This is a genomic window from Microbacterium sp. Bi121 (assembly GCF_918698005.1).
Taxonomy (GTDB): Bacteria; Actinomycetota; Actinomycetes; order Actinomycetales; family Microbacteriaceae; genus Microbacterium.
Genome location: NZ_CAKKLJ010000013.1, coordinates 22,727 through 37,448 on the forward strand (window position 1 = coordinate 22,727; position 14,722 = coordinate 37,448).

General features: G+C 67.2%; 18 protein-coding genes. 5 read left to right on the forward strand and 13 right to left on the reverse strand.

The features are described from left to right. Nucleotides 1-23 precede the first annotated feature (23 nt). Complete coding sequence (aceB, locus tag LQZ87_RS14655) at nt 24-1,694, forward strand: malate synthase A (RefSeq protein ID WP_230104184.1); 1,671 nt, start codon at nt 24-26, stop codon at nt 1,692-1,694. Nucleotides 1,695-1,830: 136 nt separating this feature from the next. Beyond that, nucleotides 1,831-2,253, forward strand: a complete 423-nt coding sequence (locus LQZ87_RS14660; protein ID WP_230104185.1) for a hypothetical protein — start codon at nt 1,831-1,833, stop codon at nt 2,251-2,253. Nucleotides 2,254-2,304: 51 nt separating this feature from the next. On the opposite strand, the gene LQZ87_RS14665 is transcribed toward LQZ87_RS14660, so the two are convergent. Further along, nucleotides 2,305-4,029: an acyl-CoA dehydrogenase gene (locus LQZ87_RS14665; protein ID WP_230104186.1), complete on the reverse strand. Its 1,725-nt coding sequence runs from the start codon at nt 4,027-4,029 to the stop codon at nt 2,305-2,307. Between the two features lie 102 nt (nt 4,030-4,131). Between LQZ87_RS14665 and LQZ87_RS14670 the strand changes: the two genes are divergently transcribed. After that, the gene (locus LQZ87_RS14670) at nt 4,132-4,566 is read left to right on the forward strand and encodes a hypothetical protein (protein WP_230104187.1); all 435 of its coding nucleotides are present in this window, start codon (nt 4,132-4,134) and stop codon (nt 4,564-4,566) included. A gap of 39 nt (nt 4,567-4,605) precedes the next feature. Beyond that, nucleotides 4,606-5,805, forward strand: coding sequence for a pyridoxal phosphate-dependent aminotransferase (locus LQZ87_RS14675; protein WP_230104188.1), 1,200 nt, complete (start codon nt 4,606-4,608; stop codon nt 5,803-5,805). Nucleotides 5,806-5,823: 18 nt separating this feature from the next. On the opposite strand, the gene LQZ87_RS14680 is transcribed toward LQZ87_RS14675, so the two are convergent. The 12 genes from LQZ87_RS14680 to LQZ87_RS14735 all read right to left on the reverse strand — a co-directional run bounded on the left by LQZ87_RS14680 (nt 5,824) and on the right by LQZ87_RS14735 (nt 13,350). Further along, nucleotides 5,824-6,222 (reverse strand): VOC family protein, encoded by a 399-nt coding sequence (locus tag LQZ87_RS14680; protein ID WP_230104189.1) that lies wholly within the window; start codon nt 6,220-6,222, stop codon nt 5,824-5,826. Between the two features lie 29 nt (nt 6,223-6,251). Then, complete coding sequence (locus LQZ87_RS14685; protein ID WP_230104190.1) at nt 6,252-7,388, reverse strand: UDP-N-acetylmuramate dehydrogenase; 1,137 nt, start codon at nt 7,386-7,388, stop codon at nt 6,252-6,254. A 17-nt stretch (nt 7,389-7,405) separates the two neighbouring features. Continuing rightward, nucleotides 7,406-7,804 carry a MaoC/PaaZ C-terminal domain-containing protein gene (locus tag LQZ87_RS14690; RefSeq protein ID WP_230104191.1) on the reverse strand — a complete coding sequence of 133 codons (399 nt, stop codon included), beginning with the start codon at nt 7,802-7,804 and terminating at the stop codon, nt 7,406-7,408. Continuing rightward, a complete protein-coding gene (locus tag LQZ87_RS14695) occupies nt 7,801-8,262 on the reverse strand; it encodes a MaoC family dehydratase N-terminal domain-containing protein (RefSeq protein ID WP_230104192.1) in 462 nt (153 codons plus the stop codon). The genes LQZ87_RS14690 and LQZ87_RS14695 overlap by 4 nt, the downstream gene beginning before the upstream one ends. Nucleotides 8,263-8,325: 63 nt before the next feature. Then, a complete protein-coding gene (locus LQZ87_RS14700) occupies nt 8,326-9,123 on the reverse strand; it encodes a sulfite exporter TauE/SafE family protein (RefSeq protein ID WP_230104193.1) in 798 nt (265 codons plus the stop codon). A gap of 122 nt (nt 9,124-9,245) precedes the next feature. Then, complete coding sequence (gene rplQ, locus LQZ87_RS14705) at nt 9,246-9,941, reverse strand: 50S ribosomal protein L17 (protein WP_230104194.1); 696 nt, start codon at nt 9,939-9,941, stop codon at nt 9,246-9,248. Between the two features lie 34 nt (nt 9,942-9,975). After that, the gene (locus LQZ87_RS14710) at nt 9,976-10,965 is read right to left on the reverse strand and encodes a DNA-directed RNA polymerase subunit alpha (protein ID WP_230104195.1); all 990 of its coding nucleotides are present in this window, start codon (nt 10,963-10,965) and stop codon (nt 9,976-9,978) included. 125 nt (nt 10,966-11,090) lie between these two features. Then, nucleotides 11,091-11,489: a 30S ribosomal protein S11 gene (gene rpsK, locus LQZ87_RS14715; RefSeq protein ID WP_033106075.1), complete on the reverse strand. Its 399-nt coding sequence runs from the start codon at nt 11,487-11,489 to the stop codon at nt 11,091-11,093. 30 nt (nt 11,490-11,519) lie between these two features. Continuing rightward, a complete protein-coding gene (gene rpsM / locus LQZ87_RS14720) occupies nt 11,520-11,894 on the reverse strand; it encodes a 30S ribosomal protein S13 (protein WP_047524098.1) in 375 nt (124 codons plus the stop codon). Nucleotides 11,895-12,043: 149 nt separating this feature from the next. Next, entirely contained in the window at nt 12,044-12,160 is a 117-nt protein-coding gene (rpmJ, locus tag LQZ87_RS14725) for a 50S ribosomal protein L36 (RefSeq protein WP_005050492.1), read from the reverse strand. A 64-nt stretch (nt 12,161-12,224) separates the two neighbouring features. Beyond that, entirely contained in the window at nt 12,225-12,446 is a 222-nt protein-coding gene (gene infA / locus LQZ87_RS14730) for a translation initiation factor IF-1 (RefSeq protein WP_017201569.1), read from the reverse strand. A gap of 241 nt (nt 12,447-12,687) precedes the next feature. After that, complete coding sequence (locus LQZ87_RS14735; RefSeq protein ID WP_230104196.1) at nt 12,688-13,350, reverse strand: thioredoxin domain-containing protein; 663 nt, start codon at nt 13,348-13,350, stop codon at nt 12,688-12,690. Nucleotides 13,351-13,739: 389 nt separating this feature from the next. Here LQZ87_RS14735 and LQZ87_RS14740 point away from each other — a divergent pair, with 389 nt between their 5' ends. Beyond that, nucleotides 13,740-14,636 (forward strand): hypothetical protein, encoded by an 897-nt coding sequence (locus tag LQZ87_RS14740; RefSeq protein ID WP_230104197.1) that lies wholly within the window; start codon nt 13,740-13,742, stop codon nt 14,634-14,636. Nucleotides 14,637-14,722 lie beyond the last annotated feature (86 nt).

Genomic DNA, 14,722 nt, shown 5'->3' on the forward strand with positions numbered 1-14,722 from the left:
GACACTCGCAAAGGACCACGATCATGACCACTCCCACCGCTCCCCCGACCACCGCCGGCCCGACGACCGAGCCCACGCAGACGATCCAGCAGGGGCCGACCCTCACGGTCACCGGTCCGATCCGCGATCGGTTCGACGAGATCCTGACGCCCGACGCGCTCGCGTTCCTCACCGAGCTGCACCACCGCTTCGCGCACCGCCGTCACGATCGGATGGCCGACCGCCTGCGTCGGCGCTTCGAGATCGGCAGCGGGCACGACCCGCACTTCCGAGACGACACCAAGCACATCCGCGAGGACGCCGACTGGCGCGTCGCCGGTGCCGGCCCTGGACTCGAGGACCGCCGTGTGGAGATCACCGGCCCCACCGACCCGAAGATGACGATCAACGCGCTGAACTCCGGAGCGAAGGTGTGGCTCGCCGACCAGGAGGACGCCACCAGCCCGACCTGGAACAACGTCATCGGCGGCCAGCTGTCGCTGCGCGACGCCATCAGAGGCGAGCTCAGCTTCACCAACGATCAGGGCAAGACCTACGAGGTCACCGCCGAGCAGACGCCGACCATCGTGATGCGTCCGCGCGGCTGGCACCTGGTCGAGAAGCACCTCACCTTCATCGATCGCACGGGCCGCAGCATGGCGGCATCCGGATCGCTGATCGACTTCGGCCTGTACTTCTTCCACAACGCGAAGGAGCTGATCGAGGCGGGCCGCGGCCCGTACTTCTACATCGCCAAGCTCGAGTCCAGCGAAGAGGCGAAGCTCTGGGATGACGTGTTCACGTTCGCCGAGGAGTACGTCGGAATCGAGCACGGCACGATCCGCGCGACGGTGCTCATCGAGACGCTGCCCGCGGCGTTCGAGATGGATGAGATCCTCTACGAGCTGCGCGACCACTGCGCAGGGCTCAACGCCGGACGCTGGGACTACATCTTCTCGATCATCAAGAACTACCGCGGTCGCGGCGCACGCTTCGTACTCCCCGACCGCAGCGAGATCACGATGACCGTACCGTTCATGCGCGCGTACACCGAGCTGCTGGTGCAGACCTGCCACAAGCGTGGCGCTTTCGCGATCGGCGGCATGAGCGCGTTCATCCCGAACCGACGCGACCCCGAGGTGACCGCGAGCGCGATCGAGAAGGTCTCCGCCGACAAGAAGCGCGAGGCCGGCGACGGCTTCGACGGCACCTGGGTCGCGCATCCCGACCTGATCCCGACGGCTCAGGCGGAGTTCGACGCCGTGCTCGGCGACCGGCCGAACCAGATCGACCGGCAGCGCGAGGACGTCCGTGTGACGGCCGAGCAGCTGCTCGACCTGCGCATCGGGCGACCGATCACCGCACAGGGCGTGCGCGACAACGTCTCCGTGGCGATCCGCTACATCGAGGCGTGGCTGCGGGGTCTCGGCGCCGTCGCCATCGACAACCTGATGGAGGATGCCGCGACCGCGGAGATCTCGCGTTCGCAGGTGTGGCAGTGGATCCACCAGGACCGCTCGACCGACGACGGTACCCGCATCACCCCGGAGTACATCGAGGGGCTGATCGCCGAGGTGCTGGCGCAGACCACGCGGTCGGTGGGCGACCGTTTCGACGATGCCGCCGAGATCTTCCGCGAGGTGTCGCTGGGCACGGAGTTCCCGGCGTTCCTCACGCTGTCGGCCTACTCGAAGTTCCTGGTCGAGGAGGACTGACCCCGAAGCAGGCTCGCTCCGTGACGGGAGAAGGATTTCCCCGCTCTGGATCACGCCGGAGCGGGGACATCCTTCTCCCGTCGCTCGTTGTGGATAACTCGCGAGCGGTAGCCATGCCCGGCGCTACGCTCGCCGGATGTCGATCCCCCCAGCACCGGACGTCCTCACTGCGGTACCGCTCGGACGCGTGCCGAACAGTCGCGAAGTACGCATCCGACGCAACGTCTCGATGATCCTCAGCTGTCTCGCCATCGGCGCCGCGGCGACGACATTGGCCTTCGAGATCTTCGACCGCAGATTCCTCTCGCTCGACGGGTCCGACGGCATGGATCCGTTCCGGATGCTGCTGTGGAACGTCGCTCCCTATTGGAGCGTCCCGGCCGTCGCCAGTCTGATTCTGCTGGGCAGCCTGCCCCGACCGCTTACGCTGAGCGAGCGGCTGCCCAAGCCTCTGGGCATCGCGGCGATCATCCTCGCCGCGGCGTGCTACCTTTACCCGGCCGCGCTGGCCTGCCTGTTCGTGATGTCGTTCATCGTTCCTGTGGGCCTCATCGGCTGATCGCTGGGCAAGCTCACGATGGCGGCGGCAATGGCAGCCTCTCGCCGCCGGTCAGTCGATCTCGCCCGCCGTCACCGTCTCGGCCAGCGCGTGCACGCGGACCAGGTGGTGGGCTGCGTAGAAGTCGGCGTCGGTGAGGCGCGCGGCATCCTCGTCGCGCGGCGTCTGGTGTGCGACGACGGCGACGACGGCGAGCGCGTGCATCCAGCCGCCGACGAGCGTGCCGAGCAGCATGAGATACGGGACGCTGACGGCAGAGGCATCGCGCCCGGCCCCGAAGCCCAGGAGGGCGTCGGTGGCGGTGCGTGCGGCATCCACCGCTCGACCGAGCCGGTCCGCGACACGGACGGCGACCTCGCCACCTGCCGCGCGCAATGCTGCGACCGTCGCGTCGATCTGTGCGAACAGCGCGCTCACCGTCCCTCCCTGGTCGCGCAGCACCTTGCGACCGATCAGATCGTTCGACTGGATCGCCGTCGTGCCCTCGTAGATGGGGATGATGCGCGAGTCTCGGTAGTGCTGGGCAGCGCCGGTCTCCTCGACGAAGCCCATGCCCCCGTACACCTGGATGCCGTCGCTGGTGACGCGCAGCGCCTCTTCGCTCGCCCATCCCTTGAAGATCGGGACGAAAAGCTCGGCCATCGCCAGAGTGGCATCGTCATCGCCTGCACGATCGAACAGGTCGCCGACGTGGACGGCGAGCGCCCGCATCGCGAACACCCGGCTCGACATGGACCGCAGGATACGACGCACATCCGGGTGCTCGGCGATCGGCGTCCCGGCGGGGCGGCCCTGGACCGGTCCCTGGAGCCGACCGGCCGCGTAGGCAGCCGCGCCCTGGAGCGCCCGATCCGAGATGCCGGTCGCCTGGTGCCCCATGCCCACCCGAGCCGAGTTCATCATGACGAACATCCCCGCGAGGCCGCCGTGCAGCTCGCCGACGAGGTAGCCGGTGGCGTCGTCGTACGACAGCACGCACGTGGGGCTGGCGTGGATGCCGAGCTTGTGCTCGATCGCGATGGTCTCGATGCCGTTGCGGTCTCCGAGCGAGCCATCGGCGTTCACGAGTACGCGCGGCGCGACGAAGAGCGAGAGGCCCTTGGCGCCTTCCGGCGCACCGGGGGTGCGCGCGAGGACGAGGTGGACGATGTTCTCGGCGATGTCGTGGTCGCCCCAGGTGATGAAGATCTTCTGGCCGCTGATCGCGTAGGTGCCGTCTTCTCGCGGCGTGGCGGTGGTGCGGATCGCGCCGAGGTCGGTGCCGGCCTCGGGCTCGGTGAGGTTCATCGTGCCGGTCCACTCGCCGCTGACGAGTTTGGTGAGGTAGGTCTCGCGCAATTCATCGGATGCCGCGGCGTCGAGCGCGTGGATGGCTCCGGCACCCAGCATCCAGCACAGCGCGAAGGCCATGTTGGAGGCGTTCCAGACCTCGCCGAGGCCGGCGCCGACCGACTCAGGGAGACCGTCGCCTCCGGCGGACTCCGGGGCGGTCGCACTCACCCATCCCGATTCGACGAGCGCCTGGTACGCCTCGGCGAAGCCGTCGGGCAGGTGCACCTGGCCGTTCTCGAGGCGCGCGCCGACCTGGTCGCCCTGCCGGTCGAGCGGAGCGAGCACCGAGGCTCCGAACTCGCCGGCACCCGCGATGATCTCGACGGCGTCGTCGGCGGTGATCGCTCCGCCGGATGCCTCGGCGACGATGTCGCGGCCGAACGCCTCCCGGTAGAGGAAGGCGTAGTCCGCGGTCGGCGGGATGTAGGGGGTGGCAGCGCTCATCGTTCACTCCTGATCAGGTGTTGCGAGACTGAGAACCAGTGTAACTGGAACTCAGTCTCACAACCAGGGCCGCATGACCTCCGACGGGCGTACCCTGGGCGCATGAGCACGGTCTGGGATGACATCGCCGCGGAGTTCCTGCATCTCTACAAGCGAGGAGCGCGCCTCCTCGCGGTGGCCGGAGAGGATGCCGAGCGCTCCCGCAGTGCGGCCGACGACCTGGCAGCCGCGCTGATCGCCGCCGACCAGACGGTCGAGCGGATGCACACCGCCGACGGCGACGAGCAGAGGCTCCGGGATGAGGTCATCGCTCCGTTCCGCGCCGACCCGCAGACCGATCGCATCGTCATCGTGTCCGGACCCGCCGATCTCATGAGTCAGAGCGTCAGGGGCCTGTGGAACTACCTGCTGTGGCAACTGGCCGGAGACGAGCAGCCGCACAGCGCGGCATCCGCCCTCGTCGACGTCACCGACCCGGCGAATCCGACCAGGCGATTCGCCGACTACTGCGCGCTCCCCTCGTCATACGGCGCCTGAGCCCGACGGCCGCGGACGCAGCCGAGTACCATCTGAGGTGTGACCGAACGCGCTCCTCTCTCCCGCAAGCTGTCCGCCATCGCCGAATCGGCGACGCTCAAGGTCGATGCCAAGGCCAAGGCGCTCAAGGCCGAGGGCAAGCCCGTCATCTCTTACGCAGCCGGCGAACCCGATTTCGCGACGCCGCAGTTCATCGTGGATGCCGCAGCAGAGGCCCTCGCCGACCCGGCGAACTACCGCTACACCCCGGCCCCCGGCCTGCCGGCGCTGCGCGAGGCAATCGCGGCGAAGACCCTGCGCGACTCAGGGCTCGAGGTTTCCCCCAGCCAGGTGATCGTTACCAACGGCGGCAAGCAGTCGGTTTATCAGGCCTTCCAGGCTGTCGTGAACCCGGGCGATGAGGTGCTGCTGCCCGCTCCGTACTGGACGACCTATCCCGAGGCGATCCGTCTGGCCGACGGCATCCCGGTCGAGGTCTTCGCCGGTGCCGATCAGGACTACAAGGTCACGGTCGAGCAGCTCGAGGCCGCTCGCACCGAACGGACCACCGTGCTGGTGTTCGTCTCGCCGTCGAACCCGACCGGCTCGGTCTACACGACCGAGGAGACCACGGCCATCGGCGAGTGGGCGGTCGAGCACGGCATCTGGATCATCTCGGATGAGATCTACCAGAACCTCACCTACGAAGGCGTGAAGGCGACGTCGATCGTCGAGGCGGTCCCGGATGCCGCCGGCCAGACGATCCTCGTCAACGGCGTCGCCAAGACCTACGCGATGACCGGTTGGCGCGTGGGCTGGATGGTCGGCCCCGCGGACGCGATCAAGGTCGCCGGAAACCTGCAGTCGCACCTGACGAGCAACGTGAACAACGTCGCCCAGCGCGCGGCGATCGCGGCGCTCAACGGCCCGCAGACCGAGGCGCTCGCGTTCCGCGATGCGTTCGATCGTCGTCGGAAGCTCATCGTGTCCGAGCTCTCGAAGATCGACGGGGTCCGTGTGCCGAACCCGCTCGGAGCGTTCTACGTCTACCCCGACGTGCAGGGTCTGCTCGGTCGCACGTGGGCGGGCAAGACCCCCACCACGTCGCTGGAACTCGCCGACCTCATCCTCGACGAGGCCGAGGTCGCTGTGGTGCCCGGCGAGGCGTTCGGCCCGTCCGGATACCTGCGCCTGTCGTACGCACTCGGCGACGACCAGCTGCTCGAGGGCATCCAGCGCCTGCAGAAGCTGTTCGCGTAGCCCGCAGAACGCGAGGCGTCACTCCTCCTGGTAGCCGATCAGCCAGTGGACGCCGTAACGGTCGGTGACCTGCCCGTCGTAGTCGCCCCACGGGCGCTTCTGAAGCGGGTCGGTGATCGTGCCGCCGTCGCCGAGCGCGGCGAACCACCGCTGCAGCGTCGCGGCATCCGCGGTTCCGAGCAGCGAGAAGGTCGCGCCGGAGATCTGCACGGCATCCTGATCCCCCGCGGCATCCGAGCCGAAGATCTCGACGGCGCCGCGCACCAGGCCGTGCGCTATCGCATCGCCCGGTCCGTCGGTGCGACCGAACTGCTCGTACGTGAACAGCTCCATCTCACCGCCGAACACATCGCGATAGAAGGTCAGCGCCTCGGCTGCGTTGCCGGGGAAGAAGAGGTACGGCACGAGTCCACTCATCCCGCGAGTGTAGACCCAGCGGTCTCAGTTCAGAGTTCGACACCCACCAGGACGGGCTCCGGTTGCAGCAGCAGCCCGAACTCGGAGTGCACCCGCGCCTGGATGTAGCGCGCGAGTTCGGCGAGTTCCGCCCCTGTCGCATGACCGCGGTTGGTGAGCGCCAGAGCGTGTTTCGTCGAGATCCCGGCGCGCGACCGCGGCAAGCGGAAGCCCTTCGTGATGCCGGAGTTCTCGATGAGCCACGCGGCGCTGACCTTCACTTCGGGGCGCACGGTCTGCGTCGGCGGGACGTAGCCGTCGAACGATTCGAGCGGGATCACGGTCGCGGCATCCAGGTCAGGTGCTACCTGCCAGCGCGGGCACGCGGAAGGCAGCTGCGCGGCGACGACCTCGGGGACGATGAGGTTCTGGAAGAACGAACCTGCGCTGCTCGTGTCCGGATCGTGGGGGTCGAGGAGCATGCCCTTGGCCGCGCGGATCGCGAGGATCTGTTCGCGCACCCGGGCGAGCGGAACGGTCTCGTCACCGGTGATTCCGAGCGCGCGACGCAGCTGGTCGCCGCCGATCGCGCGCCCCGTCTCGCCGACCTCGGCGAGATCGAGGGTGACCGACAGGATGACGGCCCGCCGGATCGGCGCTCCCCCGTAGTGGTGCTTGAGCACGGAGGTCCGGAATCCCAGCCCCAGCTCGGATGCCGGCGCCGTCGACACCTCGCCGGTGGACTCGTCGATCAGCTCGACCTCGACGAGCGTCTCCTGGATCTCCTGGCCGTAGGCGCCGACGTTCTGCACCGGAGCCGCGCCCACGGTTCCGGGGATGCCGCTCATCGCCTCGATCCCGGCGAGCCCGTGCTCGACGGTGTACGCGACGAGGTCGTCCCAGTCGTGCCCCGCCTGCACCCGCACCCGGACGCGGCCCGCGTGCGGGGACGGGAGGCGCTCGATGCCCGTAGTGAGGACGCGGATGACCGTGCCGTCGAAGGGCTCGTCGCCGACGAACAGGTTCGACCCTCCCCCGAGGACGAACCACTCCTCGTAGCGCGACCACACCTCGCGCAGCGCGTCGACGAGCTCGTCGGTGGTCGTCGCCTCCAGCATCCGCTCCGGGGCGGCACCGGTGCGCAGGGTCGTGAGCTCAGCGAGCGGAATCGGGGTGATCTCTGCCATCGGGTCTCGGCCGCTTCTCAGAGCGCGACGCGCAGCTGCGCCTTGACGAGCACGGTCGTGTCGGCGTGCTTCACAATGAGGTCGATGCGCGCAGAGGCGTCATCGACAGCGCCGACCTTGGCGAGCACCGAGACGTCGGCGCCGTTCTCGGGGTCGACGACGACGGGTCGCGTGAACCGCACTCCGTACTCGGTGATCTTCGCGTCGGCGTCGAGAGCGGCGACGACGACGGACGATGCGAGACCCATCGTCAGCATCCCGTGGGCGAGGACGCCCGGCAGACCGACGGATGCCGCGATGTCGTCGCGGTAATGGATCGGGTTGAAGTCGCCCGATGCACCCGCGTAACGGACGAGGGACTCGCGGGTGAGGTGGACGGTGCGCTCGGCGATCACGTCTCCGACTTCGTACGTCATGCCGCTGCCTCCTCATCGTCGGAGCCGACGAGCAGGACGCTCGTCGCGGTGACGACGTGGTCACCCGCGGCATCCGTGATCTCGGTTTCGCTGGTGATCATCGCGTTTCCCGCCATCATGCGGATGCCGGTGACCTTCAGCTGCCCGGTGAGCTCGTCACCGGCGACGATCGGCTTCGAGTAGCTGAACTTCTGCTCGGCATGGATGGTACGAGCCAGCACGATGCCGGAGTCCGGCTCGGCGAGAAGCTGCTGGAGCGTGAGGTCCTGGATGACCATCGCGAAGGTCGGAGGCGCCACGACATCAGCGTGGCCGAGGGCGCGCGCGGCCTCGACGTCGGTGTGCAGCGGAGCGTCGGCGAAGACGGCGCGGGCGAACTCGCGCACCTTCTCGCGGCCGACCAGGTACGGCGGTGTCGGCGGGAACTCCCAGCCGATCAGTTCGTTGTTCACAGGCACCAGACGAGTCTACCGAGCGGATGCCGCGGAGGTCTCTGCGGGCGGCCGTGAAAGGTGCGGGGCTCAGCGGCGCCGAGCGCGCAGCGCCTTGATCGCCATCTGCACGGCGATGAACGCCAGGTACGCGGCGAAGAGCATGTTTCCGAGGAACGGGTCGATCAGGGTGGCGAGCCACGCGCCGAGCGCCGTCATCGTGCACGCGGAGACACCGATGATGCCGGCTGCGAGCAGGTCGACGTTGCGGTGGCGGAGGTTGCCGATCGTCCCGGAGATCGCTGTGGGGATCATCATGAGCAGTGACGTCCCCTTCGCCTCGAGATCGCTGGTGCCGAAGGCGAGCATCAGGACGGGAACGACGATGACGCCGCCGCCGACGCCGATCAGCCCGGCGATGATCCCTGTGCCGACGCCGACGATCGCGAGCGCTGCGCCGTTGATCCAGCCGAGTTCGAACACGGCATCGCGCGACGGGATCACCAGGAACAGGCTGACGATCACGACGACGAGGAATCCGACGAAGCCCCATCGGAGGGCGCTCTGCGAGATCCGAGGGAGCAGGCGCGTGCCGATCTGCGCGCCGATGACGGCGCCGACGGCGAGGATGAGGGCGGGGATCCAGGCAACAGAACCACTGACCGCGTACGAGATAACGCCGACGCTGGCCGTCGGCACGATCGCCGCGAGTGAGGTGCCGGCGGCCAGGCGCTGGTCGAAGTGCAGCATCAGCACGAGCAACGGGACGATGACGGTGCCGCCACCGACTCCGAAGAGTCCGGAGAGCAGGCCGGCGATCAGGCCGATGATGATGAAGGTCAGGTACGCGCGGGGGCCGCGGACCCTTGCATCCTGGATTTCACTCACTCGCGCAAGCCTAGCGCGGGCAGCATCCTCCCCCGCGTCGACGGCGCCGGCGTGGACTCGCCGAGTACGCGAGAAGGCCCGCCCATCCCTGATCGGGATGGGCGGGCCTTCTGCGCGGTGAATTACTCGCCGGCCTCGGTGAAGCCTGCAGCCTGGGCAGCCTCAGCGGTGCGGAACCACACCTCGGCGACGGTCTGCTCGTACCACTGGCCATCGGGGCGGTGGAACTTCATGGAGTCCTTGTTGCCCTTGATGTCGAAGCCCTCGGGGGCGGAGCCGTCCTCGTTCGCGGGAGCGGAGTCCGCACCGAACTCACCGTCGACGAGTGCAGCGGCGGCCACGGCCTCAGCGGCTGCGCCCTCCTCCTGCGACTCGGCACCGGCGTCAGCTGACTCGGCCTTGGGGGCGGCCTTGGCGGGCTTCTCAGCCTTCGGGGCGGCCTTCTTCGCCTTGGGGGCGACGGGCTCGAGGACGAGCTCGATCACGGCCATGGGGGCGTTGTCGCCCTTGCGGTTGCCGACCTTCGTGATGCGGGTGTAGCCGCCCTCACGCTCGGCGACCAGCGGCGCGATCTCGGCGAAGAGGACGTGGACGGCCTCCTTGTTGCCGAGGATCGAGAGCACCCGGCGACGAGCGTGCAGGTCGCCGCGCTTCGCGAACGTGACCATGCGCTCAGCGAGCGGACGCAGGCGCTTGGCCTTGGTCTCGGTCGTCTTGATCGACCTGTGGAGGAACAGCGCCGATGCGAGGTTGGCAAGCAGCAGGCGCTCGTGGGCGGGGCCGCCTCCGAGGCGGGGTCCCTTGTTGGGCTTAGGCATATTCGTCTAACTCCTGGTCAGATATTCGGGAAGGTCAGAAGGACTCGTCTTCGCCTGCGCCGTAGAAGTGGGCGCCGTCGAAACCGGGCACCGAATCCTTGAGCGACAGACCGAGCGAGATGAGCTTGTCGCGCACCTCGTCGACCGACTTCTGGCCGAAGTTGCGGATGTTCATGAGCTGCGTCTCCGACAGCGCCACGAGCTCGGACACCGTGTTGATGCCCTCGCGCTTGAGGCAGTTGTAGGAGCGGACCGACAGGTCGAGGTCCTCGATCGGCATGGACAGCTCGCTGGAGAGCACGGGCTCCACAGGTGCCGGGCCGATCTCGATGCCCTCGGCCTCGACGTTCAGCTCGCGTGCGAGGCCGAACAGCTCGGTCAGGGTCTTCGCAGCCGAGGCGACGGCGTCCCGCGGGAGGATGCTGTTCTTCGTCTCGACATCGAGGATGAGCTTGTCGAAGTCGGTGCGCTCACCGGCACGAGTCGCCTCGACGCGGTAGCTAACCTTGAGGACCGGCGAGTAGATCGAGTCGACGGGGATCTGCCCGGCCTCGGCGTACTCGTTGCGGTTCTGGGTCGCCGACACGTAGCCGCGGCCGCGCTCGATGGTGAGCTCGAGCTCGAACTTGGCGGTGTCGTTGAGCGTCGCGATGACGAGCTCGGGGTTGTGAACCTCGACACCGGCCGGAGCCGAGATGTCAGCGGCGGTCACTTCGCCCGCACCGGTCTTGCGCAGGTAAGCGGTGATGGGCTCGTCGCGCTCGGACGAGACGACCAGCTGCTTGATGTTGAGGATGATCTCGGTGACATCCTCCTTCACGCCGGGGATGGTGCTGAACTCGTGCAGGACACCATCGATGCGGATGCTGGTGACAGCAGCGCCGGGGATCGACGAGAGCAGGCTGCGACGCAGCGCGTTTCCGATGGTGTAGCCGAAGCCGGGCTCGAGCGGCTCGACGATGAACCGGCTGCGGTTCTCGGCGATCTTTTCCTCGGTCAGTGTGGGACGCTGTGCAATGAGCACTCTGTGTTCCTTTCGATCACATGCCCGCTATATGACATGTGGTGGGTGAGGTCTTGAGTTGTGGAAGTCAGTGCCCGCGATCGGGCGTGTGAGGGATGCCGGAGCATCCCTCACACAAAGCCTGATCAGACGCGGCGACGCTTCGGCGGACGGCAGCCGTTGTGCGCCTGAGGCGTCACGTCCTGGATCGAACCGACCTCGAGGCCGGCGGCCGTGAGCGAGCGGATCGCGGTCTCGCGGCCGGAGCCCGGACCCTTCACGAAGACGTCGACCTTCTTGACGCCGTGCTCCTGAGCCTGGCGGGCAGCCGACTCGGCAGCCATACCAGCGGCGTACGGGGTCGACTTGCGCGAGCCCTTGAAGCCCACGCCGCCGGACGATGCCCAGCTGATGACGGCGCCGGACGGGTCGGTGATCGAGACGATGGTGTTGTTGAACGTCGACTTGATGTGGGCCTGGCCCAGCGCGATGTTCTTCTTCTCTTTGCGGCGCGGCTTGCGCGCGGCGGCCTTAGGTGCAGCCATGAAAGTTTTCTCCTATTCCCTGGCCGCTGCTTAGCGGGCCTTCTTCTTGCCGGCGACGGTGCGCTTCGGGCCCTTGCGGGTGCGGGCGTTGGTCTTGGTGCGCTGACCGCGGACCGGAAGGCCACGACGGTGGCGGATGCCCTCGTAGGAGCCGATCTCGACCTTGCGGCGGATGTCTGCGGCGACCTCGCGGCGCAGGTCACCCTCCACCTTGTAGTTGCCTTCGATGTAGTCGCGGAGTGCGATGAGCTGGTCGTCGGAAAGGTCCTTGACACGGATCGACTCGTCGATCTCGGTGGCCTTGAGGATCTCGACCGAGCGGGTACGGCCGACGCCGTAGATGTAGGTAAGGGCGATCACCACGCGCTTGTCGCGCGGGATGTCAACGCCGGCAAGACGTGCCATGCGGTTTCTCCTGGGATGAGTAGAGGTGTGGGGCAGGATGTGGACCCGGGCCTCTGTCCCGAGGTGTCAGCCGTGGCCCCTGAGCTTGTCGAAGGGTCGGCGTCTTGATCCTGCCTGTTCGTATTGAGTTGTGTGTCAGATCCGGTAGATCAGCCTTGGCGCTGCTTGTGGCGCGGGTTGCTCTTGCAGATCACCATGACGCGGCCGTGACGGCGGATCACCTTGCAGTGATCGCAGATGGGCTTGACGCTGGGGTTGACCTTCATTGTGTTTCCTGTTCGCTGTCTTCACCGGGCAGGCGGAAAGCCTGGGGCGTTACTTCTCGACCGATCAGCGGTAGCGGTAGACGATGCGGCCGCGGGTGAGGTCGTAGGGGCTGAGCTCCACGACTACGCGGTCCTCGGGGATGATGCGGATGTAGTTCTGCCGCATCTTGCCAGAGATCGTGGCGAGCACCTTGTGTCCGTTGGAGAGCTCAACGCGGAACATCGCGTTGGGCAACGCCTCGGAAATGACGCCCTCGATCTCGATGACACCGTCTTTCTTAGCCATAGCCTCGCTGACGCTTCTGCAGACCGGTCGATCTGCGGTGGATGGATGATTGTGATGCCAGCATCGGACGGACACGCCGAAACCGGGCGCAAGGCACCAACGCTCTATCTTATCCGCTTCGGTTCCGTGCGGCAACTCGGGCAGACAACAGCGGGCCGTCCCGAAGGAACGGCCCGCTCAGAGTCGGCCCTGCCCAGCCGAGGATGTGCTCAGCCGAGGATCTGCTCAGCCGAGGATCTGCTCAGCCGAGGATCTGGGCGAAGCGCGCGCCGATCTCGGAGTTCTCGATGCGCTCACCGTCGATCTCCACGGTCGGAGTGCCCTGGATGTCGTGGTCGTTCGTCTGCGAGGTGACGAAGCGCTTGTACGTGCCGTCGGCGATGCAGTCAGCAGCCGCGCCGGCACCGACCTGATCGGCGAGGGACGCGAGCTCGTCATCCGACAGACCGGCGGTGTTCTCCTCCGGCTGGTTGGCGAAGAGCAGGTTGAAGTAATCGAGAGCGGAGTCGGGGGCCTCGGCGGCGACGCAGTAGACGGCGCTCGCGGCACGCGTCGAGAACTCGGTGTTCTGCGAGTAGCGGTCGAGGATCGAGATCGGGTGCAGATTCAGCGTGATCTTGTCATCGGCTGCGGCGCTCTGGAGCTGCTCGCCGTACGTGTCCTCGAAGTCGCCGCAGATCGGGCACATGAAGTCGACGAACGTGTCGACCTCTGTCTCGCCCTCGCCGAAGCTGATCGCGCCGGTCTCCTCGTTCACGATCGCGCTGCTCGGGGCCGTTCCGGGTGCGGTCGCCTGGTTGTTGAGGACCACGACGAGGGCGCCGAGGGCAACGAGGACGACGACGACCGCGGCGGAGATTCCGATCGCGAACCAGTTGGTGTTGCTCTTGGCAGCAGCGGCCATGCTTTTCCGTTCTTTCAGGCCCGCGCTGTGAGCGGGTCAGGGCAGGGGGCTGTCCAATCTTCCCGCGTAATCCTATGCCCCTCTTGTGAGCGGCCTCCCGCCTCTTGTCCCCGAGAAACCATCATTGGCTTGAGACACCACGCCCCACGTGATGTCTCAGCCGTCGAATGGTGTCTCGGCCTGGCGTCTTGTCCTGCACACCTGCAGCAACTCGGCGCCTCGTTGGAAATATGTGGATAGCGCGGATTCCTCGTGTGCGCGCGATGCAGGATGCTGGAATGCCATTGCTCCTCGCCGATCGCGCCGTACTCGCATCTCCGTCGGCACTGCTCACGCCGGCGGATTGCCGGATGCTCGGAATACCGCTTTCTCCACAAAGACTCCATCGCGTGCGCAAGGGCACCTACGTCGATCGTGAGCAGTACGAGAATCTCCCGTCCTGGGCGAAGTACGCCGTCCGAGTGCATGCCTTCGCACTGAGTCACCCCGACGCGATCCTCGCATTCGAATCCGCCAGTGTCGTGCACGGCCTCCCCCGCTTCGGTGAGACCCGCGACATCCACCTCTTCGATCCGGATCGCACCCGATCACGCCGATTCGGCGACGTCGTCGTTCACACCAGCAACGATCCGCGCGAGTTCGATCGCGTGCACGGTTTGCTGACCACCGGCATCCTCGATACCGTCGTCGACCTGGCCAGGGCGCTTCCGCCGGCCCGAGCACTGGCCGTCATGGACGCAGCGATCTCCACCGTCCAGGGCGGTCCACTGAGTCTCGATGACATCCGCATTCGGGCAGGCGAGCAGGAGAACCGCCGGGGTCGCGCACGCCTCGCCTGGCTCCTCGCGCATGCCGACGGCGCCGCGGAGTCCCCGTCAGAGAGCGTCAGCCGAGCGGTCATCGAATGGTGCGGCTTCGAGACCCCGGAACTGCAGAAGGAGTTCCGCTACGAAGGCTCACTGGACCGCGGCGACTTCTACTTCCCGACGAGTCGGACGATCGGAGAGGCCGACGGCTGGCAGAAGTATCAGCTCGATGACCCGGAGCAGGCAGCTCAAAGCCTGACCGATGAGAAGCGGCGTGAAGACCGGCTGCGACGCCACGGGCATTCCGTGGCGCGATGGCAATTCGCCGACGCGTGGAAGGTCGATCCGCTCGCACGGGCTCTCGATGCCTCGGGTGTGCGGCGTGTGTCGCATCCCCAGCAGGCGATGCTCGCCACGTTGCGGCGGGATCCGCGCGAGCAGCCCCCGACACGTCGTCGCGAGACATCAACGCGCGCGTGAGAAACCATTCGCCACGTGGTGTCTCGAGTGGCAGATGATTTCTCAGCGAAATGCTGGGCGCGGGGCGCGGGGCGGCGGGGCAGCGC

What these genes read in the sequence shown, in the direction of transcription:
- rplQ (WP_230104194.1), bottom strand. Translation starts at nt 9,941, where the DNA reads ATGCCTAAGCCCAACAAGGGACCCCGCCTCGGAGGCGGCCCCGCCCAC.
- LQZ87_RS14735 (WP_230104196.1), bottom strand. Translation starts at nt 13,350, where the DNA reads ATGGCCGCTGCTGCCAAGAGCAACACCAACTGGTTCGCGATCGGAATC.
- aceB (WP_230104184.1), top strand. Translation starts at nt 24, where the DNA reads ATGACCACTCCCACCGCTCCCCCGACCACCGCCGGCCCGACGACCGAG.
- infA (WP_017201569.1), bottom strand. Translation starts at nt 12,446, where the DNA reads ATGGCTAAGAAAGACGGTGTCATCGAGATCGAGGGCGTCATTTCCGAG.
- rpmJ (WP_005050492.1), bottom strand. Translation starts at nt 12,160, where the DNA reads ATGAAGGTCAACCCCAGCGTCAAGCCCATCTGCGATCACTGCAAGGTG.
- LQZ87_RS14660 (WP_230104185.1), top strand. Translation starts at nt 1,831, where the DNA reads ATGTCGATCCCCCCAGCACCGGACGTCCTCACTGCGGTACCGCTCGGA.
- LQZ87_RS14670 (WP_230104187.1), top strand. Translation starts at nt 4,132, where the DNA reads ATGAGCACGGTCTGGGATGACATCGCCGCGGAGTTCCTGCATCTCTAC.
- rpsM (WP_047524098.1), bottom strand. Translation starts at nt 11,894, where the DNA reads ATGGCACGTCTTGCCGGCGTTGACATCCCGCGCGACAAGCGCGTGGTG.
- LQZ87_RS14665 (WP_230104186.1), bottom strand. Translation starts at nt 4,029, where the DNA reads ATGAGCGCTGCCACCCCCTACATCCCGCCGACCGCGGACTACGCCTTC.
- rpsK (WP_033106075.1), bottom strand. Translation starts at nt 11,489, where the DNA reads ATGGCTGCACCTAAGGCCGCCGCGCGCAAGCCGCGCCGCAAAGAGAAG.
- LQZ87_RS14680 (WP_230104189.1), bottom strand. Translation starts at nt 6,222, where the DNA reads ATGAGTGGACTCGTGCCGTACCTCTTCTTCCCCGGCAACGCAGCCGAG.
- LQZ87_RS14685 (WP_230104190.1), bottom strand. Translation starts at nt 7,388, where the DNA reads ATGGCAGAGATCACCCCGATTCCGCTCGCTGAGCTCACGACCCTGCGC.
- LQZ87_RS14690 (WP_230104191.1), bottom strand. Translation starts at nt 7,804, where the DNA reads ATGACGTACGAAGTCGGAGACGTGATCGCCGAGCGCACCGTCCACCTC.